The sequence below is a fragment of the Rhodococcus sp. 14-2496-1d genome (genome assembly GCF_002259365.1).
Lineage (GTDB): Bacteria > Actinomycetota > Actinomycetes > Mycobacteriales > Mycobacteriaceae > Rhodococcoides.
In genome coordinates, this window is sequence record NZ_NPFV01000017.1 from 135,848 (window position 1) to 155,441 (window position 19,594).

Sequence of the window (19,594 nt, forward strand, 5' to 3'; positions counted from 1 at the left end):
CTCACATGGGAGCGCTAGCGACCCTTCGTGATCGCCTCGAACACCTTCGGGTCGACGAGGGTGGACACGTCGCCGAGTTCGCGGCCCTCGGCCACGTCGCGCAGCAGGCGACGCATGATCTTGCCCGATCGGGTCTTCGGCAGCTCGGGAACGATGGAGATCTCCCGCGGCTTGGCGATCGGCGAAATCTCTTTGGAGACCTGAGCTTTGAGTTCGGCGATCAACGCATCGCCGGTGTTCTCCTCGCCGCCGCGCAGGATGACGAACGCGACGATGCCCTGCCCGGTGGTCTCGTCGGCGGCACCGACCACTGCGGCCTCGGCGACACTGTGATGGCTGACCAGGGCCGACTCCACCTCGGAGGTGGAGATGCGGTGGCCGGAGACGTTCATGACGTCGTCGACGCGGCCGAGGACCCACAGGGCACCGTCCTCGTCGTACTTGGCGCCGTCACCGGCGAAGTACCAGCCCTCCTCGGCGTAGCGCGACCAGTACGTTTCCTTGTAGCGGTCCATGTCGCCCCAGATGCCGCGCAGCATCGACGGCCACGGCTCGTCGAGGACGAGATAACCGTTGCCGCCGTTGCCCAGTGGCTTGGCGTCGTCGTCGACGATCTTGGCGGAGATACCGGGCAGCGGGGCCATCGCGGAGCCCGGCTTGGTGGCGGTGACGCCGGGCAGCGGGGAGATCATGATCGCGCCGGTCTCGGTCTGCCACCAGGTATCGACGATCGGTGCGCTGCCGCCACCGACGACGTCGCGGAACCAGCGCCACGCCTCGGGGTTGATCGGCTCGCCGACGGAACCGAGCAGACGGATCGAGGACAGATCGTGGGCCTCGGGGATTTCCTTGCCCCACTTCATGAACGTGCGCACGAGGGTGGGAGAGGTGTAGTAGATCGAGACCTTGTACTTCTCGATGACGTTCCAATGCCGGTGCTCGTCGGGCGAATTGGGCGTTCCCTCGTAGACGACCTGCGTGGCGCGGTTGGAGAGCGGGCCGTAGACGATGTAGGAGTGTCCGGTGACCCAGCCGATGTCGGCGGTGCACCAGTAGACGTCCTTGCCTGCCTTGTGGTCGAAGACGTTGTGGTGGGTGTACGAAGTCTGCGTCAGGTAGCCGCCGGAGGTGTGAATGATGCCCTTGGGCTTACCCGTCGTACCCGAGGTGTAGAGGATGAACAGCGGATGCTCGGCCGGGAAAGGCTGTGCCTCATGCTCTTTCGATGCCTTCGCGACGGTCTCGTGCCACCACAGATCGCGTCCGTCGGTCCAGGCGACGTCGGAGTCGGTGCGCTTGACGACGAGGACGTGTTCGATCGAAGCCGCCCCGTCGACGGCCTCGTCGACGGTGTCCTTGATGGGGGCGGGCTTGCCGCGTCGCCACTGGCCGTCGGTGGTGATGACGAGCTTGGCTTCGGCGTCGTCGATGCGTGAGCGCAGTGCGGTGGCCGAGAAGCCGGCGAAGACGACCGAGTGGGTCAGGCCCAGGCGTGCGCACGCGAGGATCGAGACGATGGCCTCGGGGATCATGGGCATGTAGATCGCGACGCGGTCGCCGGAGACGAGGCCGAGTTCGGTCAGGGTGTTGGCGGCCTGGCTGACGTCTGCGAGCAGATCGGAGTAGGTGACGTCGCGGCTGTCGCCTGGCTCGCCTTCCCAGTGGATGGCCACCTGGTCGCCGTGTCCGTCGAGGACGTGGCGGTCGACGCAGTTGTAGGCGACGTTGAGCTCGCCGTCGGCGAACCACTTGGCTACGGGGGCGTCGGACCAGTCGAGTACTTCGGTGAACGGGGTGTGCCAGTGGAGTCGGCGAGCCTGTTCGGCCCAGAAGCCGAGTCGGTCCTCCTCGGCGGCGGCGTAGAGCTCGGCCCCGGCGTTCGCCGTAGCCGTGAACTCGGCCGACGGCGCGTAGGAGGCAACCGCGGTCTCGTCGGTTCCGGAGGTACTGGTCGTCATCTCGAATAGCTCACTTTCGTCCGGTGCATTTCGCTCATGAAACTGCACTCCCGTGCCTGTCTCGAGCCCCTTGTGAGGGTAGTCACATGTGATGGCGATCGCACCGTTGCAATCGCCTGCAACCCCCTGATCTGCGGTGATCGGTAGTTTCTGCACGCTGGGCGGTCATCGGGGCCGTCGGCGTGGACCCGTGGCGACGAGGATGTCCGAACTGTGAGAAATCGACTTGCCGAAACGTTTCGATCATGTTTCCGGCTTACTCACGGGTCAGCAAAAGTTGGGGGAGTTCACATGTTCGTTTCAGGATGTGTCTAAAGTCCATCCCATCAGATCGTTGGAACGGCCCACCTGCCGTGCCATGCGGTCGCCCACGAATCCCCGGGCGTCGCGCCCGAGGAACTGAGCACGGATGACCCCGTGTTCACATCTGGATGGAGGATTTTCTTGCGTATCAAACGTGCCGTGGTCGTCACCACGGCTGTGCTGATGAGTGCGAGCCTGCTCGCCGCCTGTGGCGGTGGAGGCTCGAGCTCCGGTGGCAGTTCTGACGGGATCTACAGCATCTACATCGGTGAGCCGGAGAACCCGTTGGTTCCCGGAAACACCACCGAGAGCGAAGGCAGCCAGGTCCTCGAGGCCCTCTTCACTCCGCTGGTCACGTTCAACGACGAGGACAACAGCGTCGAGTACAACGGCGTTGCCGAGTCCGTCGAATCCGAGGACAACACCACCTGGACCATCAAGCTCAAGGACGGCTGGACGTTCCACGACGGCACCCCCGTCACGGCCGAGTCCTACACCAAGGCATGGAGCTACAACGCGTTGAGCACCAACGCATTCGGTGCCTCGTACTTCTTCGAGAACATCGAAGGCTACGCGGATCTGCAGGGTAGCGACACCGCCGAGCCCGTCGCAACCGAACTGAGCGGTCTGAACGTCGTCGACGAGACGACCTTCACCGTCAAGCTCACCGGACCGTTCGCCATCTTCCCGCTCACGCTGGGATACACGGCATTCGACCCGCTGCCCGAGGCGTTCTACGCCGACCCCGATGCATACGGTGCCCGCCCGATCGGTAACGGCCCGTTCAAGGCCGACTCGGACTTCGTTCCGGGACAGGGCTTCACCGTCACCAAGTACGACGACTACAAGGGCGACAACCCGGCTCAGTCCGCAGGCGTCAACTTCAAGGTCTACACCGAGCTGAACACCGGCTACAACGATGTTCAGGGCGGCGGACTCGACGTCATGCTCGATCTGCCCGAGGATGCGTGGGCCACGGCTCGTGACCAGTTCGGTGACCGCTACGGCGAGCGTGCGCGTCCCGACATCACGTCCCTCGGTTTCCCCACCTACGACCCGCGCTTCCAGGATCCGAGGGTGCGCAAGGCATTCTCGATGGCCATCGATCGTCAGGCCATCGCCACCGCGATCTTCACCGATACCCGTACCCCGGCAGGATCTTTCGCCTCGCCCGTCGTCGACGGATACCGCGAGGACGCCTGCGGTGCGAACTGTGAGCTCAACCCGGACGAGGCCAACCGTCTGCTCGACGAGGCCGGGTTCGACCGCAGCCAGCCGGTGGACCTGTGGTTCAACGCCGGTGCGGGCCACGATTCGTGGATGACCGCCGTGGGCAACCAGTTGCGTGACAACCTGGGCGTGAACTACGCACTGCGCGGCGATCTGCAGTTCGCGCAGTACCTGCCGCTGCAGGACGCCAAGGGAATGACCGGCCCGTTCCGCTCGGGTTGGATCATGGACTACCCGTCGATCTACAACTTCCTCTCCCCGTTGTACTCGGCAGCCGCAACCCCGCCGGCAGGTAGCAACTACGTCTTCTTCAACGACCCGGCATTCGACGCCGCGTTGGCCGAAGGCAACAACGCTGCAGATATCGACGCGGCAACGGCGGACTACCAGAAGGCAGAGGACATCCTGATCGACCAGATGCCCGCTACCCCGCTGTTCTACGGCCTGAACCAGGCTGTGTGGTCCGATCGCGTCTCCGACGTCAAGATCGACAACCGTGGCAACATCGTTCTCGAGGACGTCGTAGTCAGCTGACGACGCACCCAGGTGGGTGGCAGCCGAGCATGATCGGTTGCCACCCACCGGGTTTCGTTCATCCGTGGGTCGCATCTGCCCCACACCGACCTGCGCCGGCAAGACCCGAGGCGCAGGTTCGTCCCTTGTTCAAGGAGAAGACACACAGTGGGTCGCTACATCACTCGCCGATTACTGCTGACGATTCCCGTCCTGATCGGCTCCTCGTTCTTGATCTTCGCGATGGTCTACGCGCTACCGGGTGATCCCATCCGCGCCCTCGCTGGAGATCGTCCCCTCGCCCCCGGCGTCGTCGCCCAGCTGCGAGACGAGTTCAACCTCGACGACAATCTGTTCGTCCAGTACTTCAAGTACATCGGCGGCTTCTTCCAGGGCGACTTCGGTACCGATTTCTCCGGACGCCCCGTCCTCGACACCATCGAGCGGGCACTTCCGGTCACGGTCCGATTGACCATCGTGGCCGTCGTCATCGAGACCGTCATGGGCATCGCCGCAGGCGTGCTCGCCGCCCTCAAGCGCGGATCGTTCTTCGACAACCTGGTGCTCATCTCGACGACGCTGCTGGTGTCGGTGCCGGTGTTCGTTCTCGGCTTCATCGCCCAGTTCACCCTCGGCCTGAAGTTGGGGCTCTTCCCGATCTCCGGCATCAACGACGGCTGGTCGAGCTTCCTGCTGCCCGGCCTCGTGCTCGCATCGCTGTCGATGGCCTACGTCGCGCGGTTGACCAGGACATCGGTCGCCGAGTCGATGGCGGCGGACTACATCCGCACCGCGAAGTCGAAGGGAATCAGCAACCGTCGCATCATCGTTCGGCACGCGCTGCGCAACTCGTTGATTCCCGTCGTCACCTTCATCGGTGCCGACGTCGGTGGACTGCTGGGCGGTGCCATCGTGACCGAAACGGTGTTCAACCTGCCCGGTCTCGGCCGCGCGATCTACGACGGTCTCGCCCGTCAGGAAGGTGCCGTCGTCGTCGGCATCGTGACGCTCTTCGTGTTCTTCTACATCTTCTTCAACCTCGTGGTGGACGTTCTCTACGCGGTTCTCGATCCAAGGATTCGCTATGAATAAAGAAGATTCGAGCGCAGCTCAGCACGCCGCAGACGAGGGCCTGCCCGGCAACGTCATCACCGGCGAGGCCGTCGAGTTGGTCGGTCAGGCCAGCCTGTGGGGCAATGCGTGGAAGTTCCTGCGGAAGAGCCCGTTCTTCATCATCGGCACGTTCCTGCTGTTGGTGCTGTTGGTGATGGCGGTGTTCCCGCAGCTGTTCGCCCGCGGCATCGATCCGCGCGTGTGCTCGCTGTCCGATTCCCGTCAGAGTCCCAGCGCTGCACACTGGTTCGGCACCGACGTCCAGGGCTGCGACTACTACGCCAACGTCATCTACGGTGCGCGGATCTCGCTGTCGATCGGTGTGCTCTCGGTCATCGGTGTGCTCATCATCGGCGTCCTGATCGGTGCTCTCGCCGGGTACTTCGGCGGAATCACCGACAGCATCCTGGCTCGCTTCACCGACGTGTTCTTCGGAATCCCGCTGCTGCTCGGTGCCCTGATCCTGCTCACCGTCACGGCCCAGCGCACCATCTTCACCGTCTCGCTCGCCCTGGTGGCCTTCGGCTGGATGACGGCGATGCGACTGGTTCGATCATCGGTGATCTCGATCAAGAACAGTGAATACGTCCAGGCTGCACAGGCATTGGGGGCGTCGACCTACCGCATATTGGTGCGACACATCCTGCCCAACGCTCTGGCTCCGGTGATCATCTACGCGACCATCTCGGTCGGTACGTTCATCGCGGCCGAGGCGACGCTGACCTTCCTCGGAATCGGATTGCAGGCTCCCGAGATCTCCTGGGGCCTGCAGATCAACCTCGGTCAGAACGTGTTCCTGACGGCACCGCACCTGGTGCTGTTCCCGGCCGCGTTCCTCTCCGTCACGGTGCTGGCGTTCATCATGCTCGGCGACGCACTCCGTGACGCACTCGATCCGAAACGGAACTGACATGAGTACTGCGAAGGACACCGTTCTGAGTGTCACCGATCTGACGGTCGAGTTCGAGGTCGACAAGGTCTGGCGCAAGGCGGTCGACACCGTCTCGTTCACCGTCGCCTCCGGCGAGGTGCTGGCCATCGTCGGTGAATCCGGATCCGGCAAGTCGACGACGGCCATGGCCGTCCCGGGCCTGCTGGCCGATAATTCGCGGGTGTCGGGCAGCATCAAGCTGGGCGAGAAAGAACTGGTCGGGCTACCCGAGAAGCAGCTCGCACCCATCCGCGGCAAGAACGTCGCGGTGATCTTCCAGGAACCGATGACGGCGCTCAATCCGGTGTACTCGATCGGCTGGCAGATCACCGAGGCCATCCGCGCGCACACCTCGCTGTCGAAGAAGGAAGCCAAGGCGCGGGCCGTCGAACTCCTGAAGCTCGTCGAGATGCCGGATCCGGAGACGCGGGTCGACTTCTACCCGCACCAGCTCTCCGGTGGTCAGCGTCAGCGCGCCATGATCGCCCAGGCGCTGTCCTCGGATCCGTCGTTGCTGATCGCGGACGAGCCGACCACGGCTCTGGACGTGACGGTGCAGGCCGAGATCCTCGACCTGATGCGAGACCTGCGTAACCGAATCGATGCGTCGATCGTGCTGATCACCCACGACATGGGCGTGGTGGCCGACATGGCCGATCGCATCGCGGTGATGAAGGACGGCGTCATCGTCGAAACCGATGCTGCGCAAACTATTTTCAAGAACGCGTCGCATCCGTACACGCAGCAGTTGCTCGCCTCGGTTCCGCACCTGGGCAGCAGCATCGAGGCCGTGACCGCCGGGAGGATCGCCGAGCCGAGTGCCGTCGAGGAGACCCGGGCACTGAGCATCGTCGACGGTGTCATCGAGTATCCGGGCCGGACCGTGTTCCGAGCCGTCGACGGGGTCAGCCTCGATATCGAGATGGGTGAGGTCGTCGGTCTCGTCGGTGAATCCGGCTCGGGTAAGTCCACGATCGGCAAGGCCGTGGTGGGGCTGAACAAGCTCACCGGCGGCTCGTTGTCGATCGCAGGGGTCGACATCACCAACCTGTCGAATCGTGAACTGCGGTCGGTGCGCAGCAAGGTCGGCATCGTGTTCCAGGATCCGGGTTCGTCGCTGAACCCACGCTGGCCGATCGGACAGTCGATTGCCGAGCCGATGCTGCTGCACACCGAGCACAGCGCTGCAGATCGAAATCGAAAGGTCGAGGAACTGCTCGACCGGGTCCACCTGTCGCGGACCATGCGCAACCGCTACCCGCACCAGTTGTCGGGTGGGCAGCGTCAGCGCGTCGGTATCGCTCGGGCACTCGCCCTGGAGCCGACGCTGCTGGTGGCCGACGAACCGACGTCTGCGCTCGACGTGTCGGTGCAGGCCAAGGTGCTTGAGCTGTTCAAGGAACTCCAGCACGAGTACGGGTTCGCATGCCTGTTCATCAGTCACGACCTCGCTGTCGTGGAGGTGCTGGCCAAGCGCATCGCGGTGTTGAACAAGGGCAAGCTGGCCGAGTTCGGTACGACGGATCAGATTCTGCGTCGGCCGACCAACGAGTACACCAAGCGGTTGCTCGCGGCCGTTCCGGTGCCGGACCCGGCCGAACAGGCCAAGCGTCGTCAGGCGCGCGCCGAGCTGTTGGCGGCCGGAGCGAAGTAGGCGACAACGCCGAGTGGGGGAGGGGGTACCGTCGTCTGTCGTGACGGACCCCCTCGCCCCACTGCTGGAACTACCTGGAGTTCTCGACTCCGCCGAACGTGCGCGCGACGCTCTGGGCGCGGTGCATCGGCACAAGGCCAATCGTCGGGGATGGCCGGCCACCGCCGCCGAGGCCGCGGTCCGTGCGGCTCGCTCGTCGTCGACGCTCGAGGGCGGTTCGATGGATTTCCCCCGCGAGGGCGAAGAAGGCGACCCCATTCTGGCGGGTGCGCTGCGAGTCGCGGCCGCCCTCGACGGTGATGCGCTGCAGAACACGGTCTCGACGTGGAAGCGCGCACCGCTTCAGACCCTCGCACGACTGCACCTGTTGGCCGCAGCCGACCTCGTCGACGACGCCTCCGAGCTCGGCCGTCCCCGCAGCGATGCAGGTGTCGGCGAGCGACTCGACCTCCTCGCTCAGCTGGTGACCGGTGGAACGTCGGCACCGGCCCCGGTGATCGCGGCGGTGGTGCACGGTGAACTGTTGACGCTCAAAGCTTTCGGATCGGCCGACGGCATCGTTGCGCGGGCTGCATCGCGACTGGTGGCAGCGTCGTCGGGATTCGACCCCCACAACCTGGGAGTGCCGGAGGTGAGCTGGATGCGTCGGGCGAATGCCTACCGAGACGGCGCGACGGGGTTCGCGGAGGGTACGGCAACCGGCGTCGGGAGTTGGGTGATCCTGTGCTGCGGGGCATTCGAAGCCGGTGCGGCAGAAGCGACTTCGATTGCCGAGGCTGCTCAGTAGGAGTTGTGCGCACATAAAAGGGCGGCGATGCCGACTTGCGTCGACGTCGCCGCCCGTTAGCACGGAGCGCCTGGTTACCAAGCGTGCACAGGTGGGCTGTGATGGACTACCACGTGGCCTCGGCGAGAATTCGACGGTGATGAGGTCATCCCTGCAACCGGTGCAGGGTTCTTGCTGATCACTGACGAATGTCGCAGGCCCACAGCGCTTCTGCCATTAGGTGGCAAGCTCCGCGTGGGTGCCGGTGTCCGTGCTGGGAATCCCGGTCGGGAGAGCGAATCTTCTCTTCCGATTCGTTCTTGGCCTTCCGTTCTTCCGTACGTCATTTGTACCCCGTGACGCTCCTCACATCAAGGGGTTGGACGTCATCTTTTTCTTCGGAGCAGTCCGTAGGTGATCGCGCCGGCCGCGAGAGCGCTGAAACCTGCTGCGGCGCTTGCTGCTACGGTCTTGCCCGACGGGGTCTGGATTCGTGATCGCAGCGAGACCGGGTTGGAGAAGGTGAGAATCGGCCATCCGCGGGAGGCCGCTTCCTTGCGCAGTGCACGATCGGGGTTGACGGCCGTGGGATGCCCGACTGCGCGCAGCATCGGCACGTCGGTGATCGAATCCGAGTACGCGTAGCTCGACGCCAAGTCGTAATCATGTTGCGCGGCCAGGGAGTTCATGGCGTCGACCTTGCCCTCGCCGTAGCAGTAGAAGTCGACCTCGCCGATGTACTTGCCCTCCACGGTCACCATCGTTGTCGCCATGCTGTGATCGGCCCCCAGCAGCTCGGCGATGGGGCGCACGATCTCGTCACCGGACGCCGAGACGACCACGACGTCGTGTCCACGGAGCTTGTGGTCGGCGATGAGATCGGCGGCTTCGGCGAACACGAGGGGGTCGACGATGTTGTGCAGCGTTTCGGCGACGATTGCTCGCACCTGTTCGACGTCCCAGCCTGCGGTCATGCTCGCGATGTGTGCGCGCATGCGCTCCATCTGGTCGTGATCGGCTCCGGACAGCAGAAACAGAAATTGCGCGTAGCTGCTCTTGAGAACGGCGCGCCGGTTGATGAGTCCTTGGTCGAAGAACGGCTTGCTGAATGCCAAAGTGCTGGACTTGGCGATGATCGTCTTGTCGAGGTCGAAGAATGCCGCGACGCGCGCTGTGCGTCGGCCGGCCGGGACGTCGTCGTTGCTCGCGCTCTGGGTCACGTTTGTCACCATAGTGGCCGGTGGTGACCGTTGGATGTTGCGCGGTGCCACTGGCGGACTCGGTTCGACGCGGTCGAGAAAAGCCGACGGTTGAACTTGCAAACAAGGACGTCCACGGGTGTAGTATTTTCTACGAGCCCGGTTCATTCCGGGCGGTGTTCAGCCCGACCCCCCGGGGCTGAACCAGACGACCCTCGCCTCCTCCCCCCCTGGCGAGGGTCGTCCTCTTTTCCGGGGTAGGTCGAAAACTGGTACAGCAGTACCGGTATTCATCCACAGGCCCGAATCTATCCACATTTCCCCAAGTCGCGCGCATCTCGAGCAGATTCTCACGCACGCTTGGCGCATGAAAACGGACTCGCGGCAGCGGACCACGCACCCGGCAGTGACGATGTCGATCGAACTTCGCGGACTGCGCGAGGATGTCTACCGAATCGCCGCGGCCGCGGATTGTGTTGCGGAAGAGCAGAACTTACTGGTCGGTATCGGCTCGACACGTTCGATGTGGGACCGTTGCGGAATTATTCTGGTCGACTTCGCGTCCGCAGAGACGGCACTGTCGACGGGATTTCCGAGACGTGCGGGCGTCATTCTGGTCACGGCCGCACCGCCGACGCTCGACGATTGGCGAATCGCCACATCGCTCGGTGCCGAGCATGTGATCGCCTTGCCGTGGGACGAGGACGCACTCGTGCGGATACTCGGCGAACCCGCGTCGGCACCATCCGGAGACGGCGGCGTGATCGCTGTGGTCGGCGCTCGCGGTGGCGCGGGCGCATCCACTTTCGCGGCCGCACTCGGACTGTGCAGCAGCCGTTCGGGTCGACGTGCCCTCGTGGTCGAGGGCGACCGGTACGGCAGCGGCCTGGACCTGCTGCTCGGTTGGGAGAACGCTCCAGGTCTGCGGTGGTCCGGCTTGGTCGTCGAGGGCGGCCGAGTCTCCGCCGACGCTCTGCACGGGGCCCTGCCCTCCCGCTCCGGAATGTCGGTGCTGGCACTGGGCCGAGCCGACGACCGAGGTATCGGACTCTCTGCCGTCGCAGTGGCGGCTGTACTCGATGCAGGACGCGCAGCGGGCGATCTCGTGGTGTGCGACGCCCCGCGTCATCCCAGCGACGTCTCCGACGCTCTGTACGCCGCGGCGGACCTCGTCACGCTGGTACTTCCGGCCGAACTGCGAGCCGTGACGTCGGCCGAGGCGGTGGCCGCGCACGTGGTGGATCGAAATGCCAATGTCGGACTGGTCGTTCGTGGGCCGGCTCCGGGTGGGCTGAGGGCCGACGACATCGCCGTCGCCCTCGAACTTCCACTGTTGACGTCGATGCGTGCCGAGCCTGCACTGGCCGAGCGCCTCGAACGAGGAGGTCTGGTGCTGGGTCGACGTTCGCCGCTGGCCGCAGCAGCCAACGCCGTGCTCGATACGTTCGCGCACAAGCCCGGTGGGCAGCGGAGGGCGGCATGAGCGCCGTCGTCACCGCGGATCTGCTCGACCGCGTCCGCGATCGCTTGGCGGCATCGGCCGATGCTCCAGTTCCCGCCACCGTCGCCGCAGCCATCCGAGCGGAAGCCGGGGGAGTAATCGGCGACACCGATATGCTTGCGGCCCTTCGTGTTCTGCAAACCGAACTGACCGGCGCGGGTCCGTTGGAACCGCTGTTGTCCGAGCCCGGAGTGACCGATGTACTGGTCACCGCACCGGATCAGGTGTGGATCGATCGTGGTCGCGGACTCGAGCGCACCGGAGTTCGCTTCGTCGACGAGGCTGCCGTTCGCCGGCTCGCGCAACGGCTCGCCCTCTCTGCCGGCCGTCGACTCGACGACGCGCAGCCCTGGGTCGACGGGCGACTGCCGGGCGTCGGGCAGGGGGCGTTCGGCGTCCGCCTGCACGCTGTGCTGGCACCGGTGGCGAGCGGGGGAACGTGTGTCTCGCTTCGAGTTCTGCGACCCGCGACGCAGGGACTCGCCGCGCTCCGTGCATCGGGAGCCGTGACCGAAGACGGGTACGAGCTGCTGCGTCGAATCGTGTTCGGCCGCTTGGCTTTCTTGGTCGTCGGCGGCACCGGGGCAGGGAAGACGACCCTTCTTGCTGCGCTGCTGGGCGAAGTGAATCCGTCCGAACGGATCGTCTGTGTCGAGGACGCGGCCGAGTTGGCACCGGCCCATCCGCACGTTGTTCGTCTCGTGGCCCGCGCACCCAACGTCGAAGGTGTCGGCGAGGTGTCGGTGCGGCAGCTGGTGCGTCAGGCCTTGCGAATGCGACCCGATCGTCTCGTGGTCGGTGAGGTGCGCGGGGCCGAGGTGATCGACCTGATGACGGCGCTCAACACAGGTCACGACGGCGGAGCCGGAACCATCCACGCGAACTCCCCGGCGGAGGTGCCCGCCCGGCTCGAAGCCCTTGCCGCACTGGGCGGAATGGGTCGAGACGCGCTGCACAGCCAACTCGCCGCGGCGGTCCAGGTGGTGTTGCACGTCCACCGCAGCGCCGACGGTACCCGACGACTACGTGAGATCGGAGTGGTCGACGTCGATCCCACCGGGCGTGTGCACATCGCTCCGGCCTGGTCGGTGGCTGCCGACGCGACGCCGGGTCGAGGTCGACTCCTCGAACTGCTCGATCGCCGCTGCGGTGACAACCGATGACGGCCGCGCTCGTGGTCCTCGCTGCAGCAGTCGTACTGTGGCCGAGCAGCTTTCGTCGGCTGCCCCGGGAGGCACGAACGGCGTCGAGCGCGCCGCGATGGCTGATGCCGACCGGCTGCGCTCTCGTCGTGGCAGGGACGGTGTGGTGGTTCGGCGGGTTCTGGGCCGTGAGCGCGGCGGCGGTGGCGGGTGGCACCGGATGGCGGCGTTATCGTCGGAGACTCGAACGCGATCGGCGGGCCGAGGAATTGAACTGGCTCGCAACCGGAGTCGAGGTGGTCATCGGCGAGCTCCGCGTCGGATCCCATCCCGCCACGGCCAGCGCGGTTGCGGCGGACGAGTGCGGCGGCATCGCGTCGACGGCATTGCGCGGCGCGGCGTCGCGGGCCCGGCTGGGCGGCATCGCTGCCGACGGCATCGCTGCGTCCGATTCGTTGCTGGACGCGGAGCTGGCCCGATTGGCCGCAGCGTGGCGGGTGGCGGATGAGTACGGACTCGCGCTCGCCGAACTGCTCGACGCCACCCGTGAGGACATGCTGGGGCGTAGACGGTTTCGCGAACGAACGGACGCAGCGCCCGCCGGAGCCCGCGCCACCGCGCTGGTCCTGGCCGGTCTACCGATCCTCGGAGTCGCGCTCGGTCAGCTGATGGGAGCGAATCCACTGCAGCTCCTGCTCGGCGGCGGGCTCGGCGGAATGCTGCTGGTCATCGGCACGGCCCTGGGCTGCGCGGGACTGCTGTGGACCGACGCGATCACCGGCAAGGTGACGACGTGATGTGGGCGACGGTGCTCTGTCTGGCATCGGCACTGATCACGCTGCCCACGGTCGCGAGCGGATTGCACAGGCTGGCACCCGACGGTCGTGCGAATGCCGACGCCGACGATGCGCCGGCCCCCGACCCGCTCGCGGTGGCCACGACCTTCGATCTGCTCGCAGCGTGCCTACGTTCGGGCCTTCCCGTGGCGACTGCCGCTGCGGCAGCGGCACATTCCGCTCCGATCTCGTTCGGTGTCGCGTTGCGCAAGGCCGCCGATCTGCTCGAACTCGGAGCCGACGCCACCACAGCGTGGGACGCCGTCGCACAGGATCCGGAGACCGAGGCTCTGGCGAGGATGGCACGGCGATCTGCCCGAGCCGGGTCGTCCATGGCGTCGGCGATGACGGAACTCGCTGCGACCCAACGAACCCGGGCCGAAGACGCATCGGCTGCTGCCGCCGAGCGTGCCGGTGTGCTGATCAGCGGGCCGTTGGGGCTGTGCTTTCTGCCTGCCTTCATCTGCCTCGGCATCATCCCCGTGGTGATCGGACTGGCGGGCAACGTACTGGGCGGCGGTCTGCTGTGACCGCCGCGTACTCGAGTGTCCGATGCGGAGATGCTGCATCGGAGAACAGGGAGGGGAATCGAGATGATCGAGAATGCACTGCAGGAGTTGAAGACTCGAATCATGCTGTTCGGCGTGGAGGACGACGGCATGTCGACCGCGGAATACGCCATCGGTACCATCGCGGCCGCGGCGTTCGGGGCGGTGTTGTACACGGTGGTGACCGGCAACAGCATCGTGACGGCGTTGACGGGGATCATCGATCGAGCGTTGAACACTGCCGTCTGATCTTGGGCGATGATGACGGGGCCGTGACGGTGGAGGCGGCGTTCGCGATCGCGTCCATCGTCGCGGTGATCGTGGTGTGTATCGGGGCGATCGTGTCGGTGACGATGCACATCGGGTGCGTCGATGCCGCCAGAGAAGCTGCTCGGTTGGCGGCCAGAGGTGATGGTGCGCAGGCTGTCTCGGTGGGGCAACGGGTCGGGCCCGACGGTGCTCGGGTGACGGTGACCGAGGACGGTGAGTTCTTCGTCGCGCGGGTGGAGGTGGAGAGTCCGCTGCCGGGGTTGACATTGTCGGCTGAGGCGGTTGCTGCTGCGGAACCGGTTGCAGCGGAATGAGGCCCGCTTTCGGGAGGGCGCTACAAGACGACGAGGGCGGGGCGACGGTGTTGGCGGCGCTGGCGATGTCGGCGTTGATCGCCGTCGTTGTGATGGTGATTCATGTGGGCTCGGCGGTGGGTGCTCGTCATCAGGCGCAGTCGGCGGCCGATCTCGCGGCGCTGGCTGGTGCGGGGGCTCTCGATCGTGGGGTGGCCGATGCGTGCGAGACGGCGCGGGGGTTGGCGGTGCGCATGGGTACCCAGTTGCGGGAGTGCACGATCAACGAGTGGGACGTGATCGTCACGATGGGCCAGCCGGTGTTTCTGGGTCGCTTCGGAATGTCCGACGCCATCGCCTCGGCGCGGGCGGGTCCGGGGTGACCGGACGTCCGCCGGGGACCCGTCTGGATCCGCCCTGGTTCGCAAACGCGCGCGCGTTTGTCAGGCGCGCCCGCCTTGGTTCGCAAACGCGCGCGCGTTTGTCAGGTGCGGGCGGAATCGCCCCGTTCGAGCCGGCTATTCCGCGCGCGTTCAGCGAATGCGCGCGCATTTGCGCCGAACCGGGACCTCCAACCCGGCCCCGACGGGCCCCACGGGCCTCGACGGTCCGACTTTTGCAATCAGTGTGGCGTGACGGTGCGGTCCCCGGACTGCAGTGGGGCCAACCGAGTCAGTTGAGTCACGTGCTCCGGGGTGAGCTCGGCGATCGAATTGACCTGCAGCAGTTGCATGGTGCGCACGATGTCTTCGCGCAGGATCTCGATCATGCGGTCGACGCCGGCGCGACCTCCGGCCATCAGGCCGTAGAGATAGGCCCGGCCGACGAGTGTGAACGACGCCCCCATCGCGATGGAGGCGACGATATCGGCACCGTGCATGATGCCCGTGTCGACGGCGACCTCGAAGTCGGAGCCGACTTCGCGCACGACCTGCGGCAGCAGGTGGAAGGGGACAGGAGCGCGATCGAGTTGTCGGCCTCCGTGGTTCGACAGGATGATGCCGTCGACTCCCAGTTCGGCGAGACGGGCCGAATCGGCCACCGACTGAACACCTTTGACGACCAGCTTGCCGGGCCAGATCTCCCGGATGACGTCGAGATCCTCGAACGAGATGGACGGATCCATCGCCGAATTGAGCAGCTCGCCGACCGTGCCGCCAGTGGAAGACAGTGACGCGAACTCGAGCTTGGCCGTGGTGAGGAAGTCCCACCACCACCATGGACGCGGAATGGCGTTGGCGATCGTCGACGCGGTCAACTGCGGCGGGATGGAGAACCCGTTGCGCTTGTCGCGCAGGCGAGCTCCTGCAACCGGTGTGTCGACCGTGAACAGCAGTGTGTCGAAGCCTGCCTTCGCGGCGCGTTCGACCAGCCCGAACGAGATGTCGCGGTCGCGCATGACGTAGAGCTGGAACCAGTTGCGCCCATTCGGGTTGGTGGCCTTGACGTCCTCGATCGACGTGGTGCCCAGGGTCGAGAGGCAGAACGGAATTCCAGCCGCTCCGGCTGCGGCAGACCCGGCGTACTCACCCTCGGTCTGCATCAGGCGGGTGAATCCCGTCGGCGCGATGCCGAACGGGAGCGCGGACGGCCCACCGAACACTGTCGTCGAGGTGTCGACGTGGGAGACGTCCCGCAGGATCGAGGGATGGAATTCGACGTCGCGGAAGGCCTGACGAGCTCGCGAGAGTGAGATCTCGGCGTCGGCGGCACCGTCGGTGTAGTCGAACGCCGCGCGCGGGGTGCGTCGACGGGCGATGGTGCGGAGATCGTCGATGGTGAGTGCCGCGCTCAGGCGTCGGCGGCGCAGGTTCAGATCAGGCTTCTTGAACGAGAGGACCTCGCGCAGGTCGGTAGCTTTGGGAATCTGCCGGGTGATGGGCATGTCATGGTCTCGATTCTGTGGGCGGATCTCCTCCCACCACACCACCCGAGGTCCCGGCAGCGACGCGCAGGGTGGTGCCCCGTCAGCTCCGCATCAGAGTGCGGAGCGCCGTGGCCATCGCGGGTTCGGTGTATCCACCGGTCCTGGCCACGAATGTGGTTCGACAGGTGATCACTTCGATTCCCGACCCGTCGGTGAGGGTGTTGCTGGTGACCATCACGTCGCTGCCCGAGGATTGTCGAAACGATTCCAGACACAGGTCGGAGTTGATCCGGTCGCCCACCTGCAACGGTCGTCGGAGCACGATCTGCTGATCGGTGTGCAGCACGTCGCTCACGGAGTAGCCGATCAGCAGGTGCTCGAACAGTTCGGGCAACAGCCGCGTGCCGATGACGCTGACGAACGTGACGGGGGCGATCAACGAGTCGTAGCCGAGAATGGCTGCGGCACGTTCGAGGTGATGCGATGGATGGTCGTCCTGGACGGACCGGGCGAACTCTCGAATCTGTTCACGCCCGATCTCGTAGTCCTGCGGCGGGAGATAGTGACAACCCACCTTTTCCACGATGGCCGGAACAGCCGCTGCATACCGGCCCGTCACGCGATCGGTCACAGGCATGTCGGACCTCCACAAGTCCTCCGGCTTTGTCGAGTCATCGACATTGGAACAGACTCAGAACTGACAGGTCGTCAGAGTTGCGCATATTTGCGAACGATCACAGTGGAGTCGGCGGTGTGCTGGAGATTCGCCAGGGCGCGGCTCGCCGCAGGTTCGCAAACGCGCGCGCTTTTGCCAGGTGCGCGCAGATCTGCCCCGATCCGGCAGCAACTTCGCTCGCGTTCAGCGAATGCGCGCGCGTTTGCGGCCGAACTGGGGCACCGCTGCGCGCAGATCCGCCCCGATGCGGCAACAACTTCGCTCGCGTTCAGCGAATGCGCGCGCGTTTGCGGCCGAACTGGGGCGGCCGGCTCACCCCTCCCGAGTGATGGCCGACAACACCGCCGTCAACACTCGAACAGCTCCGTCTTTGTCCAGTGGATCGTTGCCGTTTCCGCATTTGGGTGATTGCACACACGAGGGACATCCGGTCTGACATTCGCACGAGACGATGGCGTCTTTCGTGGCGGTGAGCCAGTCTGCGATGGCGACGTGTCCTCGGTCGGCGAAGCCTGCTCCGCCGTCGTATCCGTCGTAGACGAACACCGTCGGCAGGCCGGTGTCGGGGTGCAGTGCCGTCGACACTCCGCCGATGTCCCAGCGATCGCAGGTCGCCACCAGTGGCAGCAATCCGATCGCGGCGTGTTCTGCGGCGTGCAGTGATCCGGGGAATCGTTCGTACGGAACTCCGCTGTGCTCGAGCAACTCCGGAGTGATGGTGTACATGACGGCTCGGGTGTCGAGAGTCTGTGCGGGCATGTCGAGTTCGATGGAATCGAGTACCTCGCCGGAGAGCAGGCGTCGCAGATATCCGACGACTTGATGTGTGACGTTCACCTGAACCAGCGCGACGCGTACCTCGCCGTAGTCGACGGATTCGTGCACCGCGGTGATCGAGATGTCGGTGATCTCGCGCGCCGAGGTGTTCCATTCGGGCTGCTCGGCGTGCACCAGTGCGAGACCGGCATCGAGATCGAGTTCGTCGACGACGAAGGACTCGCCCTGGTGGATGTGGACGGCACCGGGGTGGGCGGTGGCGGGCGCTCTTCCCCCGTCGACTGTGCCGAGCATGCGGCCCGACTCGCCGTCGACGATGGCCACCTGCACCCCGGTGCCGCCGCGAATGTTGACCGCGCCGTGCGGCGAGAGTTGCTGTCCTTCGGGGGTGATGAACCACCCGTGCGGACGCTTGCGTACGTAGCCTTTCAGTTCGAGTTCCTCTAGCACCGATTCCGCGTTCAGCGCCTCGGCTTCGACGAGGGTGATCGGTAGTTCGACTGCAGCGCAGAGCAATTGCGGAGCCAGGATGTACGGGTTGGTGGGATCGGTGACGGTGGCCTCGACAGGCTTGTCCAGCAGGGCCGCCGGGTGATGCACCAGATACGTGTCGAGGGGATCGTCACGCGCCACCAGTACCAGCAGCGAGCCTTCCCCGCGTCGTCCGGCCCGGCCGCCCTGCTGCCAGAACGACGCGACGGTGCCGGGAAAGCCGGCGACGATCACCGCGTCCAAACCGGCGATGTCCACGCCCAATTCGAGCGCATTGGTGGTGGCCACGCCGAGCAGGGTGCCGTCGGACAGATCGGATTCGAGCTTGCGCCGGTCCTCGGCCAAATACCCTGCGCGATAGGCGGCGACGCGTCGTACTAGCTGCGGATCGACGTCGGCGAGAATTCGCTGGGTACCCAGAGCGGTCACTTCGGCTCCGCGTCTGGACCGCACGAATGCCAGGGTTCGCGCGCCCTCCACCAACAGGTCGGCCATGATGCGCGACGCCTCGGCCCCGGCCGACTTGCGAACCGGCGCACCGTTCTCGCCGGTGATCTCCTCGAGCAGCGGCGGTTCCCACAATGCGACGGTGCGTGCTCCGTGCGGGGATCCGTCCTCGGTGATCTCCTCGCACGGCGCTCCGATGAGCCGACTGGCTGCTCGCCCCGGTTCGGACGTCGTCGCACTGGCCAGAACGAATACCGGCGATGCGCCGTACCGTGCGCACAGGCGTCGTAGCCGGCGTAGCACCAAAGCGACGTTGGATCCGAAAACGCCTCGGTAGTAATGGCATTCGTCCACCACCACGTAGCGCAGATTGCGCAGGAACCGCGACCATCGCTCGTGCGAGCCGAGGATGCCGAGATGCAACATGTCGGGATTGGTGAAGATCCACCGCGCATTGGCGCGTGCCCACTGGCGAATCTCGATCGGCGTGTCACCGTCGTACGCGCTGGGGAACACTTCGGCGAGTTCGTCTGAGCACGAACGTAACTCGTCGGTGATCGAGATAGTGGTGCGTAGCTGGTCGGCACCGAGGGCCTTGGTGGGAGCCAGGTACAGCGCGGTCGCCCGGGCATCGGCGGACAGCGTCGTCAGAATCGGGAGTTGATATGCCAGCGATTTGCCCGACGCCGTGCTGGTCGAGAGCACCACGTGACTGCCTTCGGCCGCGAGAGTCGCCGCACGTGCCTGATGCGTCCACGGTTGTGTGATCCCACGAGAGGTGATCACCTGCACCACTTCCGGGCCGACCCACGACGGCCAGGAGGCGAACTGCGAGGCCCGTGCCGGCAGCTCCGCGACGTGGGTCAGCGGGCTCTTGTTCGCGGGCGAGCCCGCCAGCACCCGATCCAGCAACCGCTGCCCGTAAGTCTCCACATCCGCACCGCCCAGCGGATGCTTGTCGCTCACTGCCGGTCTCCATGCATTCGTTCGATCTACTGGCCACCCGTTCGAGCTCGATGCGACCTGGGGTCCTCATGCTATCGCGGACGCGAAACGGGCCGCTCGAGCCCTGGTGAGA

17 protein-coding genes are annotated in these 19,594 nt (G+C 65.6%); 12 read left to right on the forward strand and 5 right to left on the reverse strand.

Translation table 11 applies throughout. The features are described 5' to 3' along the window. Positions 1–14: 14 nt before the first annotated feature. The gene (acs, locus tag CH296_RS12835) at positions 15–1,958 is read right to left on the reverse strand and encodes an acetate--CoA ligase (protein ID WP_045198427.1); all 1,944 of its coding nucleotides are present in this window, start codon (positions 1,956–1,958) and stop codon (positions 15–17) included. Between the two features lie 444 nt (positions 1,959–2,402). On the opposite strand from acs, the gene CH296_RS12840 reads away from it, so the two are divergent. The 5 genes from CH296_RS12840 to CH296_RS12860 all read left to right on the forward strand — a co-directional run bounded on the left by CH296_RS12840 (position 2,403) and on the right by CH296_RS12860 (position 8,489). Further along, complete coding sequence (locus tag CH296_RS12840; protein ID WP_256980439.1) at positions 2,403–4,025, forward strand: ABC transporter substrate-binding protein; 1,623 nt, start codon at positions 2,403–2,405, stop codon at positions 4,023–4,025. Positions 4,026–4,172: 147 nt separating this feature from the next. Next, positions 4,173–5,096: an ABC transporter permease gene (locus CH296_RS12845; RefSeq protein WP_094646661.1), complete on the forward strand. Its 924-nt coding sequence runs from the start codon at positions 4,173–4,175 to the stop codon at positions 5,094–5,096. Further along, positions 5,089–6,027: an ABC transporter permease gene (locus CH296_RS12850; RefSeq protein WP_094637965.1), complete on the forward strand. Its 939-nt coding sequence runs from the start codon at positions 5,089–5,091 to the stop codon at positions 6,025–6,027. Before CH296_RS12845 ends, CH296_RS12850 begins: the two co-directional genes overlap by 8 nt. A 1-nt stretch (position 6,028) precedes the next feature. Further along, positions 6,029–7,702, forward strand: a complete 1,674-nt coding sequence (locus CH296_RS12855; RefSeq protein WP_094684916.1) for an ABC transporter ATP-binding protein — start codon at positions 6,029–6,031, stop codon at positions 7,700–7,702. Positions 7,703–7,742: 40 nt separating this feature from the next. Next, positions 7,743–8,489 carry a hypothetical protein gene (locus CH296_RS12860; RefSeq protein WP_032395248.1) on the forward strand — a complete coding sequence of 249 codons (747 nt, stop codon included), beginning with the start codon at positions 7,743–7,745 and terminating at the stop codon, positions 8,487–8,489. Between the two features lie 365 nt (positions 8,490–8,854). On the opposite strand, the gene CH296_RS12865 is transcribed toward CH296_RS12860, so the two are convergent. Further along, positions 8,855–9,700: an HAD family phosphatase gene (locus tag CH296_RS12865; protein ID WP_230596757.1), complete on the reverse strand. Its 846-nt coding sequence runs from the start codon at positions 9,698–9,700 to the stop codon at positions 8,855–8,857. Between the two features lie 334 nt (positions 9,701–10,034). Here CH296_RS12865 and ssd point away from each other — a divergent pair, with 334 nt between their 5' ends. From ssd to CH296_RS12900, 7 genes are all read left to right on the forward strand, one after another. Then, on the forward strand, positions 10,035–11,150 hold the full coding sequence (gene ssd / locus CH296_RS12870) for a septum site-determining protein Ssd (protein ID WP_094684917.1): 1,116 nt from the start codon (positions 10,035–10,037) through the stop codon (positions 11,148–11,150). Then, the gene (locus CH296_RS12875; protein ID WP_094684918.1) at positions 11,147–12,331 is read left to right on the forward strand and encodes a TadA family conjugal transfer-associated ATPase; all 1,185 of its coding nucleotides are present in this window, start codon (positions 11,147–11,149) and stop codon (positions 12,329–12,331) included. The genes ssd and CH296_RS12875 overlap by 4 nt, the downstream gene beginning before the upstream one ends. Continuing rightward, positions 12,328–13,107, forward strand: a complete 780-nt coding sequence (locus tag CH296_RS12880; RefSeq protein ID WP_094684919.1) for a type II secretion system F family protein — start codon at positions 12,328–12,330, stop codon at positions 13,105–13,107. The genes CH296_RS12875 and CH296_RS12880 overlap by 4 nt, the downstream gene beginning before the upstream one ends. After that, entirely contained in the window at positions 13,104–13,676 is a 573-nt protein-coding gene (locus CH296_RS12885; protein ID WP_179273254.1) for a type II secretion system F family protein, read from the forward strand. Before CH296_RS12880 ends, CH296_RS12885 begins: the two co-directional genes overlap by 4 nt. A gap of 63 nt (positions 13,677–13,739) precedes the next feature. Then, positions 13,740–13,943, forward strand: a complete 204-nt coding sequence (locus CH296_RS12890) for a DUF4244 domain-containing protein (RefSeq protein ID WP_032395244.1) — start codon at positions 13,740–13,742, stop codon at positions 13,941–13,943. Positions 13,944–13,945: 2 nt separating this feature from the next. After that, entirely contained in the window at positions 13,946–14,278 is a 333-nt protein-coding gene (locus tag CH296_RS12895; protein WP_230596755.1) for a TadE family type IV pilus minor pilin, read from the forward strand. Beyond that, the gene (locus CH296_RS12900) at positions 14,275–14,640 is read left to right on the forward strand and encodes an Rv3654c family TadE-like protein (protein ID WP_094684920.1); all 366 of its coding nucleotides are present in this window, start codon (positions 14,275–14,277) and stop codon (positions 14,638–14,640) included. The genes CH296_RS12895 and CH296_RS12900 overlap by 4 nt, the downstream gene beginning before the upstream one ends. Positions 14,641–14,879: 239 nt before the next feature. Here CH296_RS12900 and CH296_RS12905 read toward each other — a convergent pair whose 3' ends face one another. From CH296_RS12905 to CH296_RS12915, 3 genes are all read right to left on the reverse strand, one after another. Further along, a complete protein-coding gene (locus CH296_RS12905) occupies positions 14,880–16,142 on the reverse strand; it encodes an alpha-hydroxy acid oxidase (RefSeq protein WP_094684921.1) in 1,263 nt (420 codons plus the stop codon). 82 nt (positions 16,143–16,224) lie between these two features. After that, positions 16,225–16,761, reverse strand: coding sequence for a MaoC family dehydratase N-terminal domain-containing protein (locus tag CH296_RS12910; RefSeq protein WP_094646670.1), 537 nt, complete (start codon positions 16,759–16,761; stop codon positions 16,225–16,227). Between the two features lie 351 nt (positions 16,762–17,112). Further along, entirely contained in the window at positions 17,113–19,482 is a 2,370-nt protein-coding gene (locus CH296_RS12915) for a DEAD/DEAH box helicase (RefSeq protein WP_179277714.1), read from the reverse strand. Between the last annotated feature and the right edge of the window lie 112 nt (positions 19,483–19,594).

What these genes read in the sequence shown, in the direction of transcription:
- CH296_RS12900 (WP_094684920.1), top strand. Translation starts at nt 14,275, where the DNA reads ATGAGGCCCGCTTTCGGGAGGGCGCTACAAGACGACGAGGGCGGGGCG.
- CH296_RS12855 (WP_094684916.1), top strand. Translation starts at nt 6,029, where the DNA reads ATGAGTACTGCGAAGGACACCGTTCTGAGTGTCACCGATCTGACGGTC.
- CH296_RS12875 (WP_094684918.1), top strand. Translation starts at nt 11,147, where the DNA reads ATGAGCGCCGTCGTCACCGCGGATCTGCTCGACCGCGTCCGCGATCGC.
- CH296_RS12890 (WP_032395244.1), top strand. Translation starts at nt 13,740, where the DNA reads ATGATCGAGAATGCACTGCAGGAGTTGAAGACTCGAATCATGCTGTTC.
- CH296_RS12865 (WP_230596757.1), bottom strand. Translation starts at nt 9,700, where the DNA reads ATGGTGACAAACGTGACCCAGAGCGCGAGCAACGACGACGTCCCGGCC.
- CH296_RS12910 (WP_094646670.1), bottom strand. Translation starts at nt 16,761, where the DNA reads ATGCCTGTGACCGATCGCGTGACGGGCCGGTATGCAGCGGCTGTTCCG.
- ssd (WP_094684917.1), top strand. Translation starts at nt 10,035, where the DNA reads ATGAAAACGGACTCGCGGCAGCGGACCACGCACCCGGCAGTGACGATG.
- CH296_RS12850 (WP_094637965.1), top strand. Translation starts at nt 5,089, where the DNA reads ATGAATAAAGAAGATTCGAGCGCAGCTCAGCACGCCGCAGACGAGGGC.
- acs (WP_045198427.1), bottom strand. Translation starts at nt 1,958, where the DNA reads ATGACGACCAGTACCTCCGGAACCGACGAGACCGCGGTTGCCTCCTAC.
- CH296_RS12905 (WP_094684921.1), bottom strand. Translation starts at nt 16,142, where the DNA reads ATGCCCATCACCCGGCAGATTCCCAAAGCTACCGACCTGCGCGAGGTC.
- CH296_RS12880 (WP_094684919.1), top strand. Translation starts at nt 12,328, where the DNA reads ATGACGGCCGCGCTCGTGGTCCTCGCTGCAGCAGTCGTACTGTGGCCG.